This is a genomic window from Jannaschia seohaensis, from assembly GCF_900116765.1.
GTDB classification, from domain to species: domain Bacteria; phylum Pseudomonadota; class Alphaproteobacteria; order Rhodobacterales; family Rhodobacteraceae; genus Jannaschia; species Jannaschia seohaensis.
In genome coordinates, this window is sequence record NZ_UETC01000001.1 from 642,690 (window position 1) to 665,625 (window position 22,936).

General features: G+C 70.8%; 18 protein-coding genes. 6 read left to right on the plus strand and 12 right to left on the minus strand.

Annotation, left to right across the window (positions count from 1 at the left end):
* The first annotated feature begins 20 nt into the window (after positions 1-20).
* The gene (locus DTQ71_RS03055) at positions 21-1,349 is read left to right on the plus strand and encodes an ammonium transporter (protein ID WP_109562796.1); all 1,329 of its coding nucleotides are present in this window, start codon (positions 21-23) and stop codon (positions 1,347-1,349) included.
* Positions 1,350-1,651: 302 nt separating this feature from the next.
* Here DTQ71_RS03055 and dddP read toward each other — a convergent pair whose 3' ends face one another.
* The 10 genes from dddP to regB form a co-directional block, all read right to left on the minus strand.
* Positions 1,652-2,989, minus strand: a complete 1,338-nt coding sequence (gene dddP, locus DTQ71_RS03060) for a dimethylsulfonioproprionate lyase DddP (protein WP_109562797.1) — start codon at positions 2,987-2,989, stop codon at positions 1,652-1,654.
* Positions 2,990-3,092: 103 nt separating this feature from the next.
* Complete coding sequence (locus DTQ71_RS03065; protein WP_109562798.1) at positions 3,093-4,040, minus strand: dimethylarginine dimethylaminohydrolase family protein; 948 nt, start codon at positions 4,038-4,040, stop codon at positions 3,093-3,095.
* Between the two features lie 110 nt (positions 4,041-4,150).
* Positions 4,151-4,471 (minus strand): thioredoxin, encoded by a 321-nt coding sequence (gene trxA, locus DTQ71_RS03070; protein WP_109562799.1) that lies wholly within the window; start codon positions 4,469-4,471, stop codon positions 4,151-4,153.
* 36 nt (positions 4,472-4,507) lie between these two features.
* Positions 4,508-7,813 carry a double-strand break repair helicase AddA gene (addA, locus tag DTQ71_RS03075; RefSeq protein ID WP_109562800.1) on the minus strand — a complete coding sequence of 1,102 codons (3,306 nt, stop codon included), beginning with the start codon at positions 7,811-7,813 and terminating at the stop codon, positions 4,508-4,510.
* Positions 7,810-10,731, minus strand: coding sequence for a double-strand break repair protein AddB (gene addB / locus DTQ71_RS03080; RefSeq protein WP_245947168.1), 2,922 nt, complete (start codon positions 10,729-10,731; stop codon positions 7,810-7,812). The genes addA and addB overlap by 4 nt, the downstream gene beginning before the upstream one ends.
* On the minus strand, positions 10,728-11,399 hold the full coding sequence (locus DTQ71_RS03085) for a nucleotidyltransferase family protein (RefSeq protein ID WP_245947170.1): 672 nt from the start codon (positions 11,397-11,399) through the stop codon (positions 10,728-10,730). The genes addB and DTQ71_RS03085 overlap by 4 nt, the downstream gene beginning before the upstream one ends.
* Positions 11,396-12,412, minus strand: a complete 1,017-nt coding sequence (locus DTQ71_RS03090; protein ID WP_109562802.1) for an aminoglycoside phosphotransferase family protein — start codon at positions 12,410-12,412, stop codon at positions 11,396-11,398. Before DTQ71_RS03090 ends, DTQ71_RS03085 begins: the two co-directional genes overlap by 4 nt.
* Positions 12,409-12,900: a tRNA (adenosine(37)-N6)-threonylcarbamoyltransferase complex ATPase subunit type 1 TsaE gene (gene tsaE / locus DTQ71_RS03095; RefSeq protein ID WP_109562803.1), complete on the minus strand. Its 492-nt coding sequence runs from the start codon at positions 12,898-12,900 to the stop codon at positions 12,409-12,411. Before tsaE ends, DTQ71_RS03090 begins: the two co-directional genes overlap by 4 nt.
* A gap of 47 nt (positions 12,901-12,947) precedes the next feature.
* A complete protein-coding gene (locus tag DTQ71_RS03100; protein ID WP_170125276.1) occupies positions 12,948-14,522 on the minus strand; it encodes a PAS-domain containing protein in 1,575 nt (524 codons plus the stop codon).
* Positions 14,523-14,654: 132 nt separating this feature from the next.
* The gene (gene regB / locus DTQ71_RS03105) at positions 14,655-16,019 is read right to left on the minus strand and encodes a sensor histidine kinase RegB (RefSeq protein ID WP_109562805.1); all 1,365 of its coding nucleotides are present in this window, start codon (positions 16,017-16,019) and stop codon (positions 14,655-14,657) included.
* A gap of 90 nt (positions 16,020-16,109) precedes the next feature.
* Here regB and DTQ71_RS03110 point away from each other — a divergent pair, with 90 nt between their 5' ends.
* Together DTQ71_RS03110 and DTQ71_RS03120 are read left to right on the plus strand one after the other, a co-directional pair.
* Complete coding sequence (locus DTQ71_RS03110) at positions 16,110-16,673, plus strand: ActR/PrrA/RegA family redox response regulator transcription factor (RefSeq protein WP_109563129.1); 564 nt, start codon at positions 16,110-16,112, stop codon at positions 16,671-16,673.
* 286 nt (positions 16,674-16,959) lie between these two features.
* Positions 16,960-17,301 (plus strand): hypothetical protein, encoded by a 342-nt coding sequence (locus tag DTQ71_RS03120; RefSeq protein ID WP_146204791.1) that lies wholly within the window; start codon positions 16,960-16,962, stop codon positions 17,299-17,301.
* Between the two features lie 68 nt (positions 17,302-17,369).
* Here the strand turns inward: DTQ71_RS03120 and DTQ71_RS03125 are convergent, their stop codons facing one another.
* Both DTQ71_RS03125 and DTQ71_RS03130 read right to left on the minus strand, forming a co-directional pair.
* Complete coding sequence (locus tag DTQ71_RS03125) at positions 17,370-17,771, minus strand: DUF2177 family protein (protein ID WP_109562808.1); 402 nt, start codon at positions 17,769-17,771, stop codon at positions 17,370-17,372.
* A 60-nt stretch (positions 17,772-17,831) separates the two neighbouring features.
* Positions 17,832-18,731 carry a LysR substrate-binding domain-containing protein gene (locus DTQ71_RS03130; protein ID WP_170125277.1) on the minus strand — a complete coding sequence of 300 codons (900 nt, stop codon included), beginning with the start codon at positions 18,729-18,731 and terminating at the stop codon, positions 17,832-17,834.
* Between the two features lie 111 nt (positions 18,732-18,842).
* On the opposite strand from DTQ71_RS03130, the gene DTQ71_RS23355 reads away from it, so the two are divergent.
* The 3 genes from DTQ71_RS23355 to DTQ71_RS03140 all read left to right on the plus strand — a co-directional run bounded on the left by DTQ71_RS23355 (position 18,843) and on the right by DTQ71_RS03140 (position 22,923).
* Positions 18,843-18,992 carry a hypothetical protein gene (locus DTQ71_RS23355; protein WP_170125278.1) on the plus strand — a complete coding sequence of 50 codons (150 nt, stop codon included), beginning with the start codon at positions 18,843-18,845 and terminating at the stop codon, positions 18,990-18,992.
* Between the two features lie 164 nt (positions 18,993-19,156).
* Positions 19,157-21,232: a hydantoinase/oxoprolinase family protein gene (locus tag DTQ71_RS03135; protein WP_245947172.1), complete on the plus strand. Its 2,076-nt coding sequence runs from the start codon at positions 19,157-19,159 to the stop codon at positions 21,230-21,232.
* Positions 21,229-22,923 (plus strand): hydantoinase B/oxoprolinase family protein, encoded by a 1,695-nt coding sequence (locus DTQ71_RS03140; RefSeq protein WP_109562811.1) that lies wholly within the window; start codon positions 21,229-21,231, stop codon positions 22,921-22,923. The genes DTQ71_RS03135 and DTQ71_RS03140 overlap by 4 nt, the downstream gene beginning before the upstream one ends.
* Positions 22,924-22,936: the final 13 nt, after the last annotated feature.

Genomic DNA, 22,936 nt, shown 5'->3' on the forward strand with positions numbered 1-22,936 from the left:
TACGCCAGGGGAAAATGAGTATGAATCACTTCAAGACACTGGCCCTCACCGCCGCGCTGACCGCGCTGCCGGTCGCGGCCTTCGCGCAGGACGCCCCTGCGCCGGGCTTCGACGAGATCGGCCCCTACATCATGACGACGCTGCTGTTCCTCGTGGGCGGCTTCCTCGTCTTCTGGATGGCCGCGGGCTTCGCCATGCTGGAGGCCGGCCTCGTCCGCTCCAAGAACGTGACGACGCAGCTGACCAAGAACATGGGTCTCTTCTCCATCGCCGCGATTATGTACTGGCTGGTCGGCTTCAACCTGATGTATCCGGGCGATGGCTGGATCATGGCGGGCTATGTCGGTCCGTTCTTCTCGATCACCTCGCTGGAGCCGGTGGGCCTCGCCGCCGATGCCGCCGCGCTCGACTACGCGTCGGTCGCCTCGGACTTCTTCTTCCAGCTGATGTTCTGCGCCACCACCGCGTCGATCGTGTCGGGCACCCTGGCCGAGCGCATCAAGCTCTGGCCCTTCCTGATCTTCGTGGTCGTCCTGACCGGCTTCATCTACCCGATCGAGGCCTCCTGGCAGTGGGGCGGCGGCTGGCTGTCCGAGGCCGGCTTCTCCGACTTCGCCGGCTCGACCCTGGTTCACGCCGCCGGTGGCTTCGCCGCGCTGGCCGGTGCGATCGTGCTGGGCCCGCGCCTGGGCAAATATGCCAAGGACGGCTCTGTCGTCGCGATGCCGGGCTCGAACCTCGCCCTTGCCACGCTGGGCACGTTCATCCTGTGGCTGGGCTGGTTCGGCTTCAACGGCGGCTCGCAGCTTGCCGCGGGCACCGTGGGCGACATCACCGATGTGGGCCGCATCTTCGCCAACACCAACATGGCCGCCGCTGCCGGTGCGCTCGCCGCGCTGATCCTGACGCAGGTCGTCTATGGCAAGGTCGATCTGACGATGGTGCTCAACGGCGCGCTGGCCGGTCTGGTCTCGATCACCGCCGGGCCGCTCGACCCATCGCTCTTCGGGGCGCTGTGGATCGGTGCCGTGGGCGGCGTGATCGTGGTGTTCACGGTCCCGATGCTCGACAAGATGAAGATCGACGACGTGGTCGGCGCCATCCCGGTGCACCTCTTCGCCGGCTTCTGGGGCACCCTGGTCGTGCCGGTCTACACCGAGGGCACGTCCTTCGTGACGCAGATCATCGGCTTCGTCTCGATTGGCGCCTTCGTGTTCATCACCTCCATGATCGTGTGGTTCATCCTCAAGGCGACCATGGGCATCCGGGTCGACGAGGAGAGCGAGATCAACGGTCTCGACGTCTCGGAGCTGGGCATGGAGGCCTATCCGGAATTCTCCAAGGGCTGACTCTCCCTCCCTCGACCCGAGGAGAATGACGACCCCCCGGGCGCGACGGCGCCCGGGGGTTTTCGTTCGGGCATTGGGAACGGGAGGAGAACGGGGAGGGGGGCTCTGCCCCCCGTCGGCCCATGGCCGACTCCCCCCGGAGTATTTCCGGCCAGAAGAAGGCGGCCCGGGAAAAGATCGGACGCTCGGCCAAAACCTTTCGCCTTTGACCTGCGCCAGCCGCGAAAGGCAAAGCGCACGCAACGGCCCAGCGGCGCACCGCGTTTCGAGAAGGCGGAGACTCAGGTCTTGCGCGAAGCGCTTTAGAGCAGTCTCGGATCGAACGGATAACGGCTGAGGTTCTCGGGGCCGGTCTCGGTCACCAGCACCTGATCCTCGAGCTTGATCGAAAAGTCGCCCCCGTCCTCGGCCGTCAGCACCTCGACACAGAGGACCATTCCCGGCTCCAGTACGGCGCCGCCGGCATAGCCCGGATCGGCTTGGTCGGGATAGGCGATCATGGGCCACTCGTCGCATAGCCCCACCCCATGGAACGCGCAGCCATACTTAAGGGCCTGGAACTCGGGCCGCAGCGTGTGAAGCATACGTGGCAGGTCATCGAGCGGCGTGCCGGCTATCAGGAGCGTCTCGTTATATCGGATATGGTCCAGCGAGTGCCGCATGGCGTCGACGATATCGGGCCGCGCGGGACCGTCGCCGATCCACCATGTCCGGCTCATGTCGCAGCAGAAGCCATACGGCCCCACGAGGTCGGTGTCGAAAGCCAGGATCTCGTTCTCGGAGATCTCGCGCGGGCCGCATTCCTGGAACCACGGGTTGGTGCGCGGACCGGAGGCCAACAGCCGCGTCTCGATCCATTCGCCGCCACGGCGGATGTTGGAGGCGTGAAGCTCCGCCCAGACGTCGTTCTCGGTGACGCCGCCGCGGGGGATCTCGGTGCGGGCGAAGGTCTCCATTTCCTGCATCGCGACCTCGCAGGTATGGATGGCGCAGCGCATGGCCGCGATCTCGTCGGGGCTTTTCACGGACCGTGCCCGCTCCGTTAGGGCTTCGCCTGGCAGGACGGCGATCCCGGAGGCTTCCAGCGCGCGCAGCCCGTGGATCGTGGGCTTGTCGCAGGCCAGACGCAGGAGCCCGCCGCCATGCTCCCGCAGCAGGTCGCGGACCTCACCGGCAAAGATGCGGGCGCCGCGGTCGATGCCTTCGCCACGGGTGAAATAAAACAGGTCCGCGCCCGCCCGGCGCTCGGCCACCAGGGGATTGTACTCCGACAGGAAGGTCGCGATCCGGTAGTCCCAGAGGACCATGTAGCCATCGGCGCAGACCAGCGCCGCGCGGAACGGGTTGTGGGCGTTCCAGAGCTGCATGTTGGTCGTGTCGGTCGCATAGCGGATGTTGAGCGGGTCGAAGACCAGAAGCCCACCGAGGCCACGCGCCACCACCTGATCCCGCAGCCGGTCTAGGCGATAGCGGCGCATGGCCGCGAGGTCCGGAAGGGCGAGGCCCCGTGCCTCCCACTCGGCGAAGGCCAGCGGTGTGGGGCCGATCTCCACACGGTCGGCGTCGTTGGGTGTGCCGTCGCCCAGATGCGTGCCGCGGCTGGGGTCGATCTTTCGGGGGAACGGGGCGTGATCCTTCATGGACCCACGGTTGGAGAGATCCCCCGCCGGGTCGCGCCCAGAGGCGACATCACGCCGGTCGGTTTCGCGCGGAGTCCGGCGACCGGAAGCGTCCTGCCACGCGTCAGCCCATGTCGCGCGCGACCACGCCGGTCAGGCAGCCGACCGCGCCCGCGGCTTTACGCAGCTCGAAGCAGGGCGTCTCGACCACCTCGACGCCCAGCCCTTCGTAGAAGGCGCGCATGGCGTCGTTGCCCGCCGGCATCAGCACCCGCCGGGGGCCGAGCGCCACGACATTGAGCCCGCGATTGGCCTGCACCTCGTCGGCATCCGGCAGGAAGGCCACGGTATGGCCCCTCTCCCGCAGAAGCGTGACGGCGCGGTGGGGCGTGCGGCGCGGCCAGGCGATGGCGAGATCGGCGTCGAGCATGCGCAGCATGCCCATCAGGTGCATCGTCCCGAAGGGCATATCGACCGGGATGGCCTCGATCCCGATCTCCGCCAGGGTCTGGGCGATCTGGCGCGCGGCCTCGGCGTTGGTCCGCAGGCCGAGGCCGATCAGGCAGGTCCGGGCGTCGACCCAGATCAGGTCGGCGCCCTCGAAGGTGGCGCCGCCGGTGAGCGTGCGCAGGATCGGCACGCGGGCGGCGGCGAGCGCGGCGGCCACCGCGACCTCCTCGCCCGCGCGCACGGTCGAGGCGGGGCGGGCCAGGATCGCGCCTTGGGGCGTCATCACGAAGGTATCGGCGCAGAACATCCGGTTGGGCGTCGGCGCGGGCACGTCCCCGACCGAGAGCACCTCCACCCCGGCCTCCACATAGGCCGCGGCCAGGGCGTCATGCTCCGCCTGCGCCCGGCCCAGATCGAGCGGTTCGAGATATTGGGCGGCGTCCACGTCCTCGGCGGCCAGTTCGGCGCCCGGTCGACGCAGCAGAACCTGCCGCAGCGGGCGCCACTCGCTGTCGATCCCGCCTTGCCAGATCGGCCCCATCTCGGCGCCGTGCTCCGCGGTCCGGGGCGACCAGCCGGCGCCGCCATAGGCCGCCGTTCCGAACCCGTCAGATGCCGTCATCGCGTTCTCCCTGTTCGCGCGGCAAAATCGCGCGGGCGGGGGAGGCATGCAAACGAAAAGCGCCCGCGCTCAGGGAAGCGCGGGCGCCTTTGCAGGCGATCGGGGACACGTCAGACGGCGCGGTCGATCCAGTCCTTGAGCGCGGCCTTGGGGGCGGCGCCGATCTTCTGGTCGACGGCCTCGCCGCCCTTGAACATGAACAGCGCCGGGATGCCGCGCACGCCCATCGCACCGGGCGATTGCGGGTTCTCGTCCACGTTGACCTTCACGATCTTGACCCTGCCCGCATATTCCTCGGACAGCTCTTCCAGGGCCGGGCCGATCTGCTTACAGGGGCCGCACCACTCCGCCCAGAAGTCGACGATGACCGGGATGTCGGACTGCTTGACCACCTCATCGAAGGTGGCGTCGGTGGCGGCTACGGTGGCCATGGCGTGTCTCCTGGCTGGCTTGGGTGGACACCCTAGCTAAGGAGCGCCGCGTCCCGCGTCAACTGCGTCCCAGGCCGCGATCACGGCCGCGTGCGGAAGCTCCATCAGCCGGCGCGTTCGCGTCCAGAGCAGCGCCAGGCGGATGCGGCGGTCCGGCCAGATGGCCGTGGCGGCGGCATGGTAGGCGCCCATCTGCGCCAGCAGTCCCCCGGGCACCGCTTCGGGCGTGGGGGGGACCTGGGCGTTGGACTTGAAGTCGACGATCAGCGCCTCGCCCGGGGTCAGGAGGATGCGGTCCATCGTGCCCGCCACGCCGGGATGGGTGCCGGTCGCGGGCAGGACAAAGGGCACCTCGGCCAGGGTGCCGTCGGCGAAGAGATGAGCCAGCGCCGGGTCGTCGAGGACGGCCAGGGCCTCGGCCACGGCCTCCGCGTCGGCGGTGAGGCGGGCGGCCAAGGCCTCCCGTTGGTGGCGTGGGACCGTGGGCAGATGTTCGAGCAGGCTGTGGATGGCCGTGCCGCGGGCCATCGCGGCGTCGGTGTCCTGGCCCTCGCCGGGCAGAGCCTTGGGGCCGGGCAGCGCCGAGGGCGCGACCGGCTTGCGCGAGAGGCCGGGGCGGGGGACCGGCGCCCGGCACCACGCCGGAAGAGGCGGCGCGCGCGGCGCCTCGGGGGCGGCGTCCCGCGCCTCCACCGGCGACCAGTCGCCCCATTCGAGCCGCCGGTCCACGCCCGCCGGCGCGCCCAGCGCGTCCATCCCGGCCTCGACCGCTCGCCACCAGCTGTCCTCTGGCCCATTGCCCACCTCGCCCGCGGCGCAGACGATCAGCCAGCTTTCGGCCCGGGTCAGCGCGACATAGAGCAGCCGGTCCCGCTCCGCCGCTTGGGCGGCGGCATGGGCCTCGGCTCGCGCGGCGATGGCCGGGGACCAGCCCGGTTTGGAGGGCAGCCAGACCGGCGTGCCGTCGTCGAGCACCTGCACGCCGGTGAGGCCCTTGGGCGCGCGCTTCTGCGTCTCGGGCAGGATGACGACCGGTGCTTCCAGCCCCTTGGCCCCATGCACCGACATCACGCGGATCGCGCCGGTTCCGGGCTGGCGCTTGAGTTCGATGTCAGCCGCCTCCAGCCAGCCGAGGAAGCCCGTCAGGCTGGGCACCTCCAATTGCTCATAGGCCAGCGCCTGGCCCAGTAGCGCGTCGATGGCCTCCGCCCGCTCGGACCCGAGCCGCGCCAGCAGGCGGCGGCGGCCGTCATGGCGGATCAGCACCCGTTGCAGGATCTCGTAGGGGCGCAGGATGTCCGCGACCGAGAGCACCGACTCGAACAGCGACGTGTCGTGGCGGCTGTCGCGCAGCACGTCCCAGAGAGGGCGCTTGCCGCGGTCATGGGCCAGTTCGAACAGGTCCTCTTCGCTCAGGCCCCCCAGGGGCGAGCGCAGCACCGCCGCCAGCGCCAGGTCGTCGCCGGGCGATGCCGCCCAGGTCAGCAGCGCGACCAAGTCCTTCACCGCCAGATCGTCCGACAGCATCAGCCGATCGGCCCCGGCGAGGTCCAGCCCGGCGGCCTTGCAGGCCGCGATCACGTGGTAGAACAGCGCCGCGCGCCGCTGGAGCAGGATCAGGATGTCGCCCGCCTGCACCGCGCGGCGCTCGCCCTTGTGGACGATGGGGGTGCGGGCCGCGATCATTTCCTTGATCTCGGCGGCGATGCGGCGGGCCAGCACGACCTCGGCATCGTCGGGGGCGGGCTTGTCGACCGGGTCGAACCAGCGCCGGTCGGAATTGTCCTCATCGGCCTTGGGGATCGGCGCCCAGAGGTCGATCCGGCCGGGCAGGGTGGGCTGAAAGGCGATATGCTCGGGCGGAGCGCCGACGCCGCTCTCGCGGGCGAAAACGGAATCGACCAGTGCCAGGATCGTCGAGGACGACCGGAAGGAATGGAGCAGAGCGTGGTCGCGCAACGCCGCCGCCTCCGTGGGCAGGATTCGGTCGAACTCGGCGCGCATCCGGTCGAAGGCGTCCGGGTCCGCGCCCTGGAAGGAATAGATCGACTGCTTGCGGTCGCCGACGACGAAGAGCGTGCGCAGAGTGTCGGGCCGCGCGCCCTGGCCCGCGCCGAACTCGGCGGCGAGGGCCCGGATCACGTCCCATTGAGCCGGCGCGGTGTCCTGCGCCTCGTCCACCAGGATGTGGTCCAGCCCGCCATCGAGCTTGAAGAGGACCCATTGCGCCATGTCCGAGGTCGACAGCAGGTGCCGCGCCCGGTCGATCTGATCGTCGAAATCGAGCCAGCCCCGCGCGCGCTTGGCCGCGTCGAGCCGGGCGGTGAAAGCGGGGGCGAACGCGTGGAGCGTCTGCGCGTAGTCGAGCGAGGCGAGCGCGGCGAGGCGGCGGCGAGCATCGGCGGCCCGTCCCGCCATCGCGGCGAAGAGCTCGGGAAGGGGGCCATGATCGCCCGCGAGGACCGCTTTCGGCCAGCGACCGGTGCTGCGTGGCTCCCCCTTGGCGGTCAGGAGCAGCCCCGACAGCATGTCCCACCGGTCTTCCGGCGCGGCCTGCACGACGGTCTTGAGGCCCGCGACCAACTCGCTCAGGGTTTTGCCGGGGGCGCCCTCGGCATCGCCAAGGAAGTCATCGACCATGTCGAGCATGTCGGCGCCGATAACGCCGTCGCGGATCGTCTCCTCGGTATCGTCGCCCACGCCCAACGCCATGCGCAGCGCCGCCTCGCTGAGCGCCGGTCGTCCCGGCGGCCAGTGCTTGGCCACAGCGGCGAGGAAGGCGCTGGGCTCCGCGTCGCTCAGCCGCTTGGCCATGGCGTCGACCAGAGGGGCCTCGGGCCCGTCGCTCATCGCGTCGAGGATCTCGGCATGGAGGCGCGTGGCCGCCGCGTCGTCCATCTCCTGAAAGAGCGGCGACACCCCGGCCTCCAGCGGGAAGCGGCGCAGGAGCGACGCGCAGAAGGCGTGGATCGTCTGGATCTTCAGCCCGCCCGGCGTCTCGATGGCGCGGGCGAAGAGCGTGCGCGCCCGGCGCATCTGGTCGCTCGTGACCTCACCCGGCCGGACGCCCAGCGCATAGAGACGGGCGCGCAGATCCTCGTCGGGGATCATCGCCCATTCGCCGAGCTGTTTGTAGAGCCGGTTCTGCATCTCGCCCGCGGCGGCCTTGGTGAAGGTCAGGCAGAGGATGCGCTCGGGCGGGGTGCCGGTCAGCAGCAGCCACGCCACCCGCTGCGTCAGAACCCGGGTCTTGCCGGAGCCTGCATTCGCCGCCAGCCAGACCGAGCCCGACGGGTCGGCGGCGGCGATCTGCGCCCTCGTGGCGGCGTCGGTCGCGGTCATCGGCCCACCGGGATCTTCGTGGAGGGCAAGGTGTCGTCCCACTCTCCGTAGCGCGACAGGTGGTCGTAATCGCTGGCATATTTGATCGCGTCGGGCGCGAGCCGGGCGACGAAGGGGCGGCCCTGCCGGTAGGCCGCGATCAGGTCGCGCAGGCCCGCGCGGGTCTCGGCCAGCAGGTCGGGCGTGATCTTGACGCATCGCTCGTCATAAGCGGAGCCGATCTTGAGATAGGCGACCTCGGTCACCTGCCGCTGGGGGATGTCGCTAAAGCCGCCATCGGCGACCATCACCGCCTCCAGGAGCAGCTGCTTGTCGAAATGCTCGATCTGCTTTTCGGAGGGGATCTGGCCGGTCTTGTAATCGTAGATCGCCACCGCATCGCCGCAGATGTCCAAGCGGTCGGCGCGGGCAATCAGGTCGAAGTCGAGTTCGGGCAGGGGCAGCCGGCCGGAGGCCTCCAGATAGGCGGGGGTGCCCTGGGCACGGCGCTCGGCCTCGGCAGCGAGCAGATCGTCGATCACCCGCTCGAACTTCCCCTGCCAGATATGGCGGATCGCGGGCCAGGGAGATTCGTCTTGCAGCGTCTCCGCCAGGATGGCCCGCAACCGCGCGTCCGCATCCGGCGGCAGCGGACCGGGCAGATCGCGGGCGAACCGCTCCATCGCGCGGTGGACGACGGTGCCGCGCAGGCGCGCGTCGGGGCTCTGGCGCAAGGGGTTGGCGGCGCGGAGGCCGAGAACATGGCGGGCATAGACCGCGTAAGGATCGCGGATCAGGGTCTCGATCGCGGTGACCGAGAGGCGCTTGGGCTGCGCCTCGGGGGGCATGATGGGGGCCGGACGCGGGGCGGGGCGGACGGACGTCTCGGGCAGGTCCAGCGCGGCGGCTTGGGTGAGCCACGCGTCGCCGCGCGCTTGCATCGCCGCCAGCGCGGCCTCGCCCTGGGGGCCGATGCCCCGCAGCAGCCCCTCGATCCGGTTCAGCCAGCGGGACGGCACCGTTTCGGCCTCCGCGTCGCGGGCGGCGCGGGCCAGCCAGATCTCGGGCGCGGCGGCGGCCAGCTGAAAATCATGGGCGCTCAGCCCCACCACCCGCTCGGGCACGCGCAGGCCAGCCGCCACGCGCATGGCGCGGTTGAGCCAGGGTTCGGCGGTCTGGCGGTCGGGCCAGATGCCATCGGTCAGCCCGCCCAGGATCACTAGATCCGCGCTGCGCACCCGCGCCTCCAGCGCGCCCCAGATCATGATGTCGGGATGGGGCGCGTAGCTCTCGCGGACCTCCTCGCCCGAGAGGCAGCTTTGCAGGAGACGGGCATATTCGGCCCCGCTCATCGGCGTGGCCTCGGCCTCCGGGGCGGCGGCGGCGAGATCTTCGAGCACACGCCGCGCCAGCCGTCCGGCCTCGCCCGCCCAGGGGTCGCCGGTGCCGTCCGGCCCGCCCGCGACCCGCTCCACCAGGGCCAGATGGGCGGCGAGGCGATCGGGCAGGGGCGCGGTGTTCGGCACCGCCGTAATGGCGTCGAGCAGATCGCAGAGCCAAGCCGTCCAGGCCTGGTCCGCCTGGGCCGTCGCGCCCCAGGCGGTGACCGCCGCGCGGTCGGGGAAGGGGCAGGGGCCGTCGCGCAGCAGCTGCGTTTCCAACTGCCGTGCCAGCCGCAGATGCGGGGTGCGGGCGGCCCCGGCGGTCAATGGGTGGGCCAGAAGGATCGCCAGGGCCTCGGCCTCGATCGGGCGGCCCAGCATCGCGGCCAGGTGCAGGATCAGGCGGCCGGGGGCCGATTGCCCCAGCGGGCGTCCGGCTGAATCGTCGGGTTCGATCCCCCAGCGGTCGAGATGCGCGGCCACCTGGCGCGAGAGCGTCCGGTCGGGCGTGATGAGGGCGGCGCGCCGCCCCTCCTCCAACGCGGCGCGCAGGCCCAGGGCGATGGCGGCGGCCTCGGCCCCGGGGCTGGGCGCGGCGAGCAGGGTGATCGGCGCGCAGGCCGCGTCTATGCCGGTAAGCTCTGGCCCCTCCCTGCGCCAGGCATCGGTGGCGGGCGCGGGGCGCAGCGCGAGGGAGATCAGACGGTTGCGTTCGGGCGCGGCGGGACGGGCGTCGCTCCATTGCGGGCAGGCGTCACGGGTCAGGCCACGGCTTGCGAGCAGGGCGGCATGGCGGAATTGCGAGTGGTCCTGCGGGCCCTTGGGCGGCTCGGGGGCGGTGAGCAGCCCGTCCCAGGCATCGTCCGGCATATCGGTGTCGAGCCCGGGCAGGATCACCGCGCCCCGCGGCAGCGCCAGCACCCCGTCGATCAGCCGCGCCGTCGGCGCGCGCGAGGCGGTGGAGCCCGCGACGATCACTGGATCGGCCGGCGGCGCCTTGGCCCAGGCGACCAGCAGCCGGTCGAGCGCGCGGGCCTGCAGGTCGGCGGGCGTCGGGCTGCCGTCATGCTCGGCCCAGTGGGTGACGATCCGCAAGAAATCGAGGCTGCGCTGCCAATGCTCCGACAGCCCGCTGACATCGATCGCGTCCAGCGCGGCGGGGTCCATCCCCTCCTCGCGCATCTCCTCCATCAGTGTCAGCAAGGTGCCCGCGAGGTCGAAGGCGGCTTCGGGTGGGGAGAGGTCGGGCCGCGTCTCCAGCAAGGCCCGCACCAGCCGCGTCAGGCGCAGGCGCAGGGCGAGCGGGCGCATCGGCGGCGGCGCGTCGCCGCGGGGCGGCAGCAGTCCGTCGAGCTGCGAGACAAGGCCGATGCGCGGCAGCAGCGTCGGACCCTCCTCGGCAAGGGCGGCGTGGATGCGGGTGGCCATGCGGTTGGTGTTGGTCAGCAGCGTGACACGGGCCAGCGCTTCTGGCGCTGGGTCGAGCCGCGCGCGCAGGCCGCGAGCGACGGCGCGGGCGAAATCGACGCCGACCGGCTCGTGCCAGAGGCCCCTCACGCCGCTCGGTCCAGCATCGCCTCGGCCAGGGCGATGCCGTCGGGCGTGCCGACATCGGCCCATTGGCCCGGATGGACACAGCCCGAAAGCCGCCCCTCGGCCAGCATGGCGAACCACAGCTCGCGCAGCGAGAAAACGGGGTCGGCAAAGGCGGCGAGCCCCTCGGTCTTGACGATCCCCGCGCCGGTATAGACCAGCCCCGCCCGGTCGCGGACCAGCCGCCCGTCGGGGTCCAGGCTGAACGATCCGCCGGCCTGGCCCAGCGCCCGGTCGGGCGGGATCATCAGTAACAGCCCGTCCATCCGCGCCGGATCCCAGTGCGCCAGCAGGGTGTCTCGGGCGCGAGGGCCGGTCCAGACGGCATCCGCGTTCATGGTCAGGACTGGCCCGTCGCCCAGCACGGGCAGCGCGTTGCGCAGGCCCCCTCCGGTTTCGAGCAGCACCGGTTCCTCGATGAAAGTCAGGCCAGGCCGGTCCGCCAAATGCGCCCGGAGCAGCGCAGCGTGGGCATGGGCGTTGACCGCACGCGGGCCGGGCCCGGCGACTTGCTCCAGCGCGTGCTCGATCAGGGGGCGGCCCGCGACCTCGATCAGCGCCTTGGGGCGCGTGTCGGTGAGGGGCCGCATCCGGGTGCCGTGGCCTGCGGCAAAGACCATGGTGGCGATCATGGCGCCGCGCGCTCCTGCCCGGCCAACGTGCCCGCGCGCGCCCGGATGGCGTCGAGCCGGTCGGGCGATGGTGGCGGCAGCGCCGCCTCGACCACCGCGCGCAGGCCGGTCAGCGCGGAGTGGGTCAGGTCGGTCTGCAACGCGGCCCAGGTGGCGGGGATGAAGTCGGGATAGCGGGGCTTACCGTCGCGCAGGCAAAGCCGGGCGAAAACCCCGAGGATGCGGAGGCAGCGCTGGGCCGAGCAGATCGCGACACCGGCGGCGGTGGTCTCGGCGTCACGCCCGGTCGCCGCCTGCCAGGCCGCCAGCGCGGCGCTGCGAGCGGCTGGGGTGACGACTCGGCGCGGATCGTGGATGAGCGAAGCGAGATCGTAGTCCCGCGGACCCCGCATCGCGTCCTGGAAATCCAGCATCCCGACCCGGGCAAGGCCCGCGCGGTCGGGCAGCCAGATCAGATTGTCGGCGTGATAGTCGCGATGGACCAGCACCTCCTCAGTGACGGCCGGGTGGGTGAGAGCCTCGGCCATGGCGTCCGTCAGGGCCGTTCGGTGTGCGGCGGCCTCCGGCGCGTACCAGTCGATGGCGAGGGCCGCGAGGCCGGGCATCTGGTCGGTATAGCGGGGCAGGTCCGGCGGCGGGTCCGCCTGCATCCGCGCCAGCGCCTCGGCCGCGGCGGCGTAGAGCGCCGGCTCTGAGGCCGGGTCCGCGGCGGTGACGCGGGCGTAGGTGTCGTCGCCCAGATCCTCCAGCAGGAGGAATCCCTGCTCTAGATCCTGGGCGAGGATGTCGGGGACAGAGAGACCGCGGGCCGCCAGGTCCGCGGCCATGGCAACGAAGGGGCGCACGTCCTGTTCCGCATCCGGCGGCGCATCCATCAGGATGGCGCGGTCCGCGCCGCGGGCGAGGCGCGTATAGGAGCGCCGGGACGCATCGCCGGCGAGCGGGTCGCGCGCCGCCTCGGCCCAGCCGGCGCGGGCCAGGAAGGTTGCGGCGTGGTCCGTCCGCGCGCTCATGCCGGCGCCTTGGCCAGGGCGGCGGCCAGCCGGTCCGCAAGCTCTCCGCTGCCCGACAGCTCCAATCGCCGCGCGTCCGGGCCGTCATGGGACAGGCGCAGAGTGACCGCGCCGCCGGGCCGGTCCGGGCCCAGCCGGTCGGGCCATTCGATGAGACACAGCGCGGTGTCGAAGGCCTCGGAGAGGCCCAACTCCATGACTTCGTCGGGCGAGGTCAGGCGGTAGAGATCCGCGTGCCAGATCTCGAAGCGGTGGGCGTTGTAGGTTTGTACTAACGTGAAGGTCGGGGAGGGCACGTCTTCGGGCGGCAGACCCTCGGCGGCGAGGATGGCCTGGATCGTGGCCCGGGCGAACGCGGTCTTTCCGGCGCCGACCGGCCCGTCGAGCAGTAGGACGTCGCCCGGCCGTAAAATCCCCGCCAGGCGGCGGGCCAGGCGGTCGGTCGCGGCGGGACCGGGCAGGGACAGGGTCGCGAGGGTGTCGGCCATGGAAAGCGGAGTGACAGCCCGCCGGGCCGGATTCAAGCCTGCGCCCGCTATTCCGCCGCAACGGAGGCGGGCCTGACCTCCTCTGCCATGGTCGTGCAGCAGAAGCCCAGCGCCAGGCCGCCCCCGCGTTTGGGCACGACGCGCATCGTCACGTCCGTGCCGGCCGTTCGGTGCAGGGTCTCGGTCCAGTCCGACAATTGCGCGGTCGGGCCGCTGCCCCGCGCGGCATCGCGGATCTCCGCCCAGGCGGAACTTGGGCTGAAGGCGGAGCGCCAGATCAGAATGGCATCGTCCAGCGTCTCGGGCAGGGTGCCGTCCCGGCCGGGCGGCAGCAACGATTGCGCCATGGGATTGGCCGCGACGCGGCGCCCTTCGGCGTCGAAGACGACCAGCGCGTCCTCACTGGCCGAGAGCGCGTGGGCCAACGCGTCCCGTTCCTCCCGATGGGCGCGGTCGGCGTAGATGTCGGCCGACACGTCCTCAAACATCAGTGCGATGGCGCCGTCGGCATAGGGGCGCCCGGTGACGCGGTAGATCTGGCCGGTCGGCAGGCTCCAGGTCTCCCGGTAGGTGCCGCCCTCGCCGACGCGCCCGAGATCGCTGAGCCGCTCGCGCCAGGCTTTGTAGTCCCGGGGTTCCGGCAGTCTGCGACGCTCGCGCAGGGCGTCGAAGAACGCTTCCAGCGTCGGGCGGCGGGACAGCCAGCCCCCTTCGAGCCCCGCCATGTCCATGAGCGCCGGGTTGAACATGGCCAGCCTCCGGTCCCGGTCGAAGATCGCGAGCCCCGTCGGCAGGTAGGCGAAGGTCTTGGTGAGGGTCTGCATGAAGATCCGCAGGCTTTCCTCGGCGGCGACGACCGAGTCCAATGCCACCGCATGAAGATGGCGCATGCCATGCGCGTCGCGGCCCCCCGCGACGATCTCGAACCAGTGGTCCTCGCCCTCCAAGCCGGTGAGCTGCCGCCTCGAGCGCCCGGTCGATACGGCTGTCGTGCTCTCGAACAGGTCGGTGAGCGGCCAGCCCCGGCTGGCATCCTCGCCCCGGTACCGGGCCACGAGGTCCTGATAGGCGGCGTTGGCCCAGACGACGCGGCCCTCGGTGTCCAGTCGCCAACTCGCGGTCGGGCTGGAATCGGCGGCCCGGGTCAGAAGCGCGTTCTCATCCTCGAGCGCGCGCAGATTGTCGATCTCGATCCGCATCGCCGTCTCCGCGCCTTCGGCGGAGGTCACGGAGATGCGCAGGTCGGATCCCTCGCGCAGCCCCAGGATATGAAGCCGGTCGGTCCCGAGCCGCCCCTCCAGCCGAAAGGAGCGGCCGTCCTGTTCCAGCGCCTCGAATGCGGCGAAGGTCCCATCGACCATCTGTCCCAGATTGTCGATCAGGCTGTCCCAGGCCCGAAGGTGGTCGATCGGCTCCGGCAAGAGGAAGCCGACATTGTCCGAATGCGCGACCAGATAGCCGTCGCGAAACACGAAGCTGCGTGGCTCCGACAGGGTGCCCAGGATGACCGGGGGCACCCGCCGCGGCTTGGCTCGGATCAGCCAGAGCGTGACCGAGAGCGCCAGCGCCCCCGCCAGCGCCCCCGGGAGGAGAAACAAGAACAGGATCGAACCCCAAGTCATACATCGCCCCTGGCGCTTATGTTGCTGCGCCAGCATGACTCGCGATTGGTTAATGAGATGTTAAATTTGATTGACAGTCAATTTGCCAATCTGGCGCGTCAATTCGCTCGGCGGTCCGGGTCTGATGCTCGGTCATTCGAGCGGTCTGTTGGGGTCGAGCGGACCGGAGGCCGGCGCGGCGATGGCGTCGCGCGGCCAGGTCACCTCTGCGATGGCGCCGCCCCGATTGCCGGTCCCGGCGCGGCCCGAGGGGGCACCGTTGGCGAAGGACATATGTCCGCCGGTCCGCTCCAACAGCGTCTTGGAGATGAACAGGCCCAGCCCCATCCCGTCATAGCCCCGGCGCCCGTCGCGCCGCCGCAGGAAGGGATCGCCCAAGCGGCTCAGCACTTCGGGAGGGTAGCCGTAGCCGTCGTCGATTACCCGGATCACCACGTCCTCGGCGGACCAGCGCACATCGACCCAGACCCGCTCCCGCGCGAAGTCGACCGCGTTCTGGATCATGTTGCGCAGGCCGTGGATGATCTCGGGTTTGCGGTGGATGACGGGGGCGGGGTCGTCGTGATCCGCCACGCCGGCGAAGTCGTAGAGGATGGTCACCCCACGGTCGCTATGGGGCTCCGCCGCTTGGCGCACGACGCTTTCGATGGGGGCGGTCAGCAGATGCGTATCGCTCTTGCCGGCCCGGCCCATCGAGCGGAGGATGTCGCGGCAGCGGTCGGCCTGCTGACGGATGAGTTCGGCGTCCTCGCGCAACTCGGGGCGGTCGCCCAGCTCTTCGATCAACTCGGCCGAGACCAGTTTGATGGTGGCCAGCGGCGTGCCGAGCTCATGGGCGGCCGCGGCGACGACTCCGCCCAGGTCTTGCAGCTTCTGCTCGCGGGCGAGTGCCGTCTGGGTCGCCAGCAGCGCCTGAGACATCTCTTCGGTCTCGTGGCTGAGGCGATAGGCGAAGCCCGACAAGAACAGCGTGCCGATGGTGATCGCCGCCAGGAACCCCGCCAGGTGGAGCGGCGGCAGCGCCAGCACCTCGCCCGCATCGGTCCGCAGCGGCACGTGGAACCCGCCCAGAAGCGAGATCACCGCCAGCGCGATCGCTCCGATGATCAGCGTCGCCCGGAGTTGCAGCACCGTGGCCGAGATCGTCACCGGCGCCAGGAACAGGAGCGCGAAGGGGTTGTGCAGCCCCCCGGTCAGCGCCAGCAGCGCGGCCAATTGCAGCAGGTCGAAGAGCACGAAGCTGAACGCCTCCCGCCCCGAGAGGCGGTGGTTGGGCGGAAAGATCGTCAGCACGACCAGGTTGGCGACGATGGCCGCGGCGATGACCAGAAGGCACAGGCCCAGATGAAGCTGCACCCCGAGCCAGAGTTCGGCCACGACCACGGTCACCGTCTGCCCGAGGACGGCCAGCCAGCGCAGATTCACGAGCGTATTGAGCCTTACGCGCGGCTCGCGCGTTTCGGGCGGCAGGAGAGTGCGGGTCGACTGGACGGACATTGGGTCTAAATGACCGACAACGTCAAAAAACGCGAGTGCCGCGATCGGAGGCTAGACCGCCGCGCGGCAAGAGGAGAAGATCGGATGACCATGACCGAAGACGCTCTGCAAGCCGGTCCGGAGATCGGACCCGACAAGACCCTCCTGCTGGTCGATGACGACGAGCCGTTCCTGCGCCGGCTGGAGCGGGCGATGGAAAAGCGCGGCTTCGAGGTGGAGGCCGCGTCTTCGGTCGCCGAAGGGATCGCCAAGGCGACGATGCGACCCTCCGCCTATGCCGTGGTGGATCTTCGCCTGGAGGATGGCAACGGCCTGGACGTGGTCGAGTGCCTCCGGGGGAAACGTCCCGACAGCAAGATCGTCGTTCTGACCGGATACGGGGCCATCGCGACCGCGGTGGCGGCGGTCAAGATCGGGGCGACGGACTATCTGTCGAAGCCGGCGGATGCCAATGACATCACGAATGCGCTGCTCTGCGCCGAGGACGACCTGCCGCCGCCCCCGGAAAACCCCATGAGCGCCGACCGGGTCCGCTGGGAGCATATCCAGAGGGTCTACGAGCTATGCGACAGGAATGTCTCCGAGACCGCGCGGCGGCTGAACATGCATCGTCGGACGCTCCAGCGCATCCTCGCCAAGCGCAGCCCGCGCTGAGGTTGGCGGCATCCGCGCGCGGCCCGGCGAACCGGACCGGCCCGACCTTGCGAGGGGGCGAGGGCGGCGTGCGGCTGACCCAGGAGAGGGGTGACCGGGCAAGGATCTCCGGGGCGCTGCCTGCCAAGACGCGGAGCGTCGGGGGCGCGCCGCGATGCATTCCCGGCGCGGTCTCGGGGCGCGGTGCCGCCATCACGGCCCGGGGCAGGCTGGCGACCCACGAAGCCCAGATCTCGGTCGGCGGGCGCAAGAGCCGGGAGGCCGGCGTGGCGCGCTGCGGGGCCGCGTGAGGGGCTTGGTTGTCCTTTTCCTGACCGTGCTGACGGGCTGCGTCGCGGCCCCGCCGCCGGGGTCGCCTGCGCCCTCCGAGCCCGCGCTTTCGCTGGTGCCTTATGAGGGCGGGCTTGTGGTCGTCGGGTCGGGCGGGCGCGAGATCGGGTTCGGGCGGGACCGGCCGGGGGCGCTGGCCTCGGTCGCGCGGGTCGAAGGCGTCGCGCCGCGGCCCATCCCCTGCGCGGCGCTGGGGCGCGACGGGTTCGTCACCCGCGAGGGCGTGACGTTGATCTTTACGGAGCATAGCTTCGTGGGCTGGGCGCAGGACGGGCGGCGCGCCGGGCGGACGTGCTGAGGCGAGGCGGACGGTGGGGCTGGGCGGTCTGACCCGCGACCGATGGCAGGGGCGCTCAGGGAGGCGTGTCAGGCCAGAAAGCTCCGCGCGACCCAGACGCCGAACGCCGCCGTGGCGCCTGTCAGCACCGTTCCCCAACTCGTGTCGACGATCACCATGGTCCAGTCCCACCCCTTGAGTGTCGCCTTATTGGTGAACTCGTAGGTGCCGTAGCACATCGCCCCGAGGATCGCTCCGTTGAGCGCGGCCATCCCGACCGATCCCTCCCGGAAGGCCGGCAGCGAGACGAAATAGACCAGCGCCCCGATATAGAAGAGATAGAAGATCGCGGCGGGCGCCAAGTCGATCGGCGAGCGCAGCATCTCACCAATATAGCGGGTGAAGAGCGGTTTGAGCACCAGATTGAGGGCGATCGCATCGACGATCAGGAAGAAGACGACGGAGGCTCCGTAAAGGGTGATCAGCTGCATGGGGTCCGGCTCCAGAGGGTATGACTTTGTTACGGGTGGACGCCGGAATTGGATGCGCCGTCATCCGCTCCAACCGAATTGCGTGCGCTCGGGCCGGCTGCGCATCCAGGCCATGAACCGCTCCAGCGCCTCGGAATGCACGCCGGGGCGGGTGACCAGCCAATAACCGACGCCCTCCAGCGGTATCTCGCAGACCGTGGCGAGGTGGCCCTCGTCCAGTTCGGGCTGCGCCAGCACCGCGTTTTGCAGGCCCAGCCCCATCCCGGCCCGCAGCGCCGACAGGACCATGCCGTTGGTGGCCAGGGTGTAGACCCGCAGGTCGGCCTCCTCCACGCCCAGGGCGCGGGCCAGATGCGGGGCCTCGGCGCGGTTCTCGCTCATCAGCCAGGTCTGTCGGGCGAGCGTCTCTCGGTCGGCCGATTTGAGCCGGGCGGCGAGCTCGGGCGACGCCACGACGAGAAAGCTGTCGGTCAGGAAGGGCTCGGCCTCCAGCCCGGGCCAGTCGCCCTCGCCGAAACGGACGGCGAGATCATAGCCGTCCCGGCGCAAGTCGGCGATGTCGGCCGTCGGGGCGATGGTTACGCTAACATCCGGGTGAGCCGCCCAGAAGCCGGACAGGCGTGGCATCAGCCAATGCTCGGCGAAGGTGGGCGTGGTCGTGACCGCGATGGGCCGGGCGCGGCCGCGGTCGCTCAGATCGCGGCACGCGGCCGTCAGCAGGCTGAACCCCTCGGAGAGGCCGCGCGCCAGAAGCGCGCCCTCCGGCGTGGGGTCCATGCCCTTGCCCGCGCGGGTCAGCAGCGTGACGCCGAAGAAGGCTTCGAGCGCACGAACATGGCCCGCGATTGCGGCATGGGTGACGTTGAGCTCCCGCGCGGCGGCGGAGAGCGAGCCGCAGCGGACCGCGGCCTCGAAGGCGCGGAGGGCGGAGAGAGAGGGAATATCGCGCCAATCGGTCATACCTGTAAGTTTGGCTGACATATTGGAAGAATTCCAGAGTGGATCGGCGGCGTGTTCGGGGGCATTTGCCCCTCAAACACCGATTCACCCCTTGCCCGAAAGGTGACCCCAATGCTGACCACGTTCGCCGACTTCCTCCTGGGCGCCGCTCTCTCCCGCCGTCCTGCCTTTGGCCGCCGCATGATGCGCACCCCCTCCCGCGACTACGGCGCCGAGCGCGCCGAGGCCCTCGGTTGGATGTCGCGCGTCGGCACCTGGTGATCGCTCTCCGGCGACCGGATGCGGTTGCCGGACCGGATCGCTCCCCCCGGACGGGGCTGCCCCAGCGGTAGCCCCGTCTTCGTTTGCGGACCGCCCCGCTGGGGGTTCCGGCCCCCCGCAGGATGCCGTAGCGAAGGGGCGGAAAGCAGCAAGGAGCGCGGATCGTGGGAACACGTCTGGGGGTCGATATCGGCGGCACGTTTACGGATGTCGTGCTGGAGCGGGACGGCACCCGCCACTCGACCAAGGTTCTGACCACCTATGCCGCCCCCGAGGACGCGATCGTCGAAGGGATGCGCCGGGTCTGCGGCGCGGCGGGCATCGCGCCCGCGGAGATCGACCAGATCATCCATGGCACGACGCTGGCCACCAATGCGCTGATCGAGCGGCGCGGCGCCAAGACGGCGCTGATCACGACCGAGGGCTTCCGCGACGTGATCGAGATGCGCACCGAGTCGCGCTTCGAGCAATATGACCTCAACCTCGCCCTGCCGGAGCCGCTGCTGCCGCGTCAGGCGCGCTTCACGGTTCCCGAACGGGTCGACGCGACCGGCGCCGTGCTGGTCCCGCTGGAGCGCGCCGCGGTGGAGGCCGTGGCCGACCGGATCGCCGCGGCGGGCTATGACAGCGTCGCGGTGGGACTGCTGCATAGCTACCTCGCCCCGGCCCATGAGCGGCTGATCCGTGACGTCCTGGCCGAGCGCCTGCCCGAGGTCTCGGTCTCGATCTCCTCCGAGGTCAGCCCTCAGATGCGGGAATACGAGCGGTTCAACACCACCGTGGCGAATGCCTATATCAAGCCGCTCATGGCCTCCTATCTGGGCCGGCTGGAGGCGCGGCTGGCGGCGGAAGGCGTGGGTTGCCGCATCTTTCTGATGCATTCGGGCGGAGGGATCCTGTCGATCAAGGACGCCTCCGACTTCCCGGTCCGCCTGGTCGAGTCGGGGCCGGCCGGGGGCGCCGTCTTCGCCGCGCATATCGCGGCGCGCTATGGGCTGGACCGGGTGCTGAGTTTCGACATGGGCGGGACGACGGCAAAGATCTGCCTCATCAAGGACGGCACGCCCAAGACCTCGCGGGTCTTCGAGGTCGCGCGCAGCTACCGGTTCAAGAAGGGGTCGGGCATGCCGATCTCGATCCCGGTGATCGACATGGTGGAGATCGGGGCGGGGGGCGGCTCGCTCGCCCATGTGGACGCGCTGCGCCAGATCCGGGTGGGCCCCGAGAGCGCGGGGTCGGAGCCGGGCCCCGCCTGTTACGGGCGCGGGGGCGCGCGGCCCGCCGTGACCGACGCGGACCTCATGCTGGGTAAGCTGGATCCGGCTGCCTTCGCGGGCGGCTCCATCACGCTCGACCCGGGGGCCGCCTCTTCCGCCCTGTCGGACGTCATCGGCGCGGGCCTCGGGATGGATGCCGAGGAGGCCGCCCATGGCGTGGCCGAGGTGGTGGACGAGAACATGGCCAACGCCGCCCGCGTCCATGCCGTCGAGAACGGGGAGGACTTATCGGGCTACACCATGATCGCCTTCGGTGGCGCCGCCCCTCTGCATGCGGGGCGGCTTTGCGAAAAGCTGGGGATCGCGCGCTGTCTCGTGCCGCCCGGGGCGGGGGTGGGCAGCGCCATCGGCTTCCTGCGCGCGCCCTTCAGCTTCGAGGCCAACCGCTCGGTCTACATGCGGCTGGGAGACTTCGACGCGGATGCGATCCGCGTGCTGCTGGAGGAGTTGCGCGCGGAGGCGACCGGCTTCGTGCGGGAATGCGACGCGGAGGCGGAGATCTTGGCGGAGGTGCGCGTCTATATGCGCTATGTCGGCCAGGGCTGGGAGATCCCGATCCCGCTGACGGCGGCGGAGGCGGCGGCGCCCGACGCGGCCACCTTCCAGGCGCGATTCGAGGAGGAATATACCCGGCTCTTCGGCCGTCCGGTGGCGGGGCTGGATGTGGAGATCACCGTCTGGTCGGTGAACGCGACCACGCCGCCCGCGCCCATCGCGCCGGTCCAGCCGGCCGCCCCCGGCCCTGACGCGCCGCGGAGCGGCGACCGCACTCTGTTCGACCCGGCCCTGGGCGCGTTCCAGGACGCCGCCGTGGTGGCGCGCGACGCCCTGACCGAAGGCGCCCGCGTCCCGGGCCCCGCCGCCATCGTCGAGGCCGAGACCACCATCATCGTTCCCGCCAGCCGCGCCGCGCTCCGCCAGCCGGACGGCTGCATCGACCTGACCGTGAAGGAGACCCCATGAGCCAGGAGCCCAGCGCCGTCGCCTATCAGGTGATGTGGACCCGCCTGATCTCGGTCGTGGAGGAGCAGGCCCAGGCCCTGGTGCGGACCGCCTTTTCGACGAGCGTGCGGGAGGCGGGGGATCTCTCGGCCGGGGTCTATGACGACCGGGGGCGGATGCTGGCCCAAGCGGTTACCGGAACCCCGGGCCATGTCAACGCCATGGCCGATGCCGTCGCCCATTTCATCCGCCGCATCGGGCGGGAGACGATGGCGCCGGGCGATGTCTACATCACCAACGACCCCTGGGAGGGGACGGGCCACCTGCACGACTTCACCATGGTGACGCCCGCGTTCCATGGCGGGCGGCTGGTCGGCTTCTTCGCCTGCACGGCGCATGTGGTCGATATCGGCGGGCGCGGCTTTGGCGCGGACGGGGCCAGCGTCTACGAGGAGGGGCTTTACATCCCGATCATGCGCTTCGCCGACCGGGGCCGGGTGGACGAGACGCTGATCCGCATCGTCCGCGGCAATGTGCGCGAGCCCGATCAGCTGGTGGGCGACCTCTATGCCCTGGCCACCTGCAACGAGATAGGCCATCGCCGCCTGACCGAGATGATGGAGGAGTTCGGGCTGGACGATCTGAGCGGGATCGCGGGCTTCATCCTGGAGAACTCCCGCCGCGCCACCCTGGAGCGGATCGCCGCGCTTCCGCGCGAAAGCGCCGTGGGCGAGATGGTCGTCGACGGGTTCGACACGCCGATCACGCTGCGCGCCCGGGTGACGGTGGAGCAGGACCGGATCGTCACCGATTTCGAGGGCACCTCGGGGATCGACGCCAAGGGCATCAACTGCCCATTGGTCTATACCAAGGCCTATGCGTGCTATGCGCTGAAGGTGGCCATCGCGCCCGAGATCCCGAACAACCACGCCTCGCTCGCCCCGTTCGAGGTGACGGCGCCCGAGGACACGATCGTCAACGCCCGCCACCCGGCGCCGGTCGCGCTGCGGCATATCGTCGGGCATTTCGTGCCCGACACGGTGTTCGCGGCCTTTGACCAGATCGTGCCCGGCGTTGTCCCGGCCGAGGGCGCGGGCTGTCTGTGCAACTTCCAGGTCTCGCTCAGGCCCACGGGTCCCGGCGGGCGGCGGGCGGAGGTGCTGACCTTCAACTCCGGCGGCTCCGGCGCGCGGCCCGCGCGGGACGGGCTGAACGCGACGGCTTTCCCGTCGGGCGTGATGACGATGCCGGTGGAGGCGACCGAGCATGCCGGTCCCGTCGTGATCTGGCGCAAGGAGCTGCGCCCGGATTCGGGCGGCGCGGGCCGGACGCGCGGAGGCTTGGGGCAATATATGGTCGTTGGCGCGCGCGAGGGCCACGTGTTCGACATTCAGGCGATGCTCGACCGCGTCGACCATCCCGCGCGCGGGCGGCGCGGCGGGCAGGCGGGCGGGGCGACCTCGATCGCCCGCTCCGACGGGGTGGCGATGCGCGGCAAGGGCAAGCAGGCCGTCCCCGAGGGCGCCCGGGTGGAGATGGCCTTCCCCGGGGGGGGCGGCTATGGCCCCGCCTCCGACCGCGACCCCGCCCTGCTGCGCCGCGACCTTGCGCGCGGTTACATCACGGCGGAGGCCGCCGCGCGCGATTATGGGATGACGGCGGAAGAGATCGCGGAGGTCGAGGCGGCGGTGGCCCGGGGCGAGGACGTCTGAGCGGCCGCGCTCC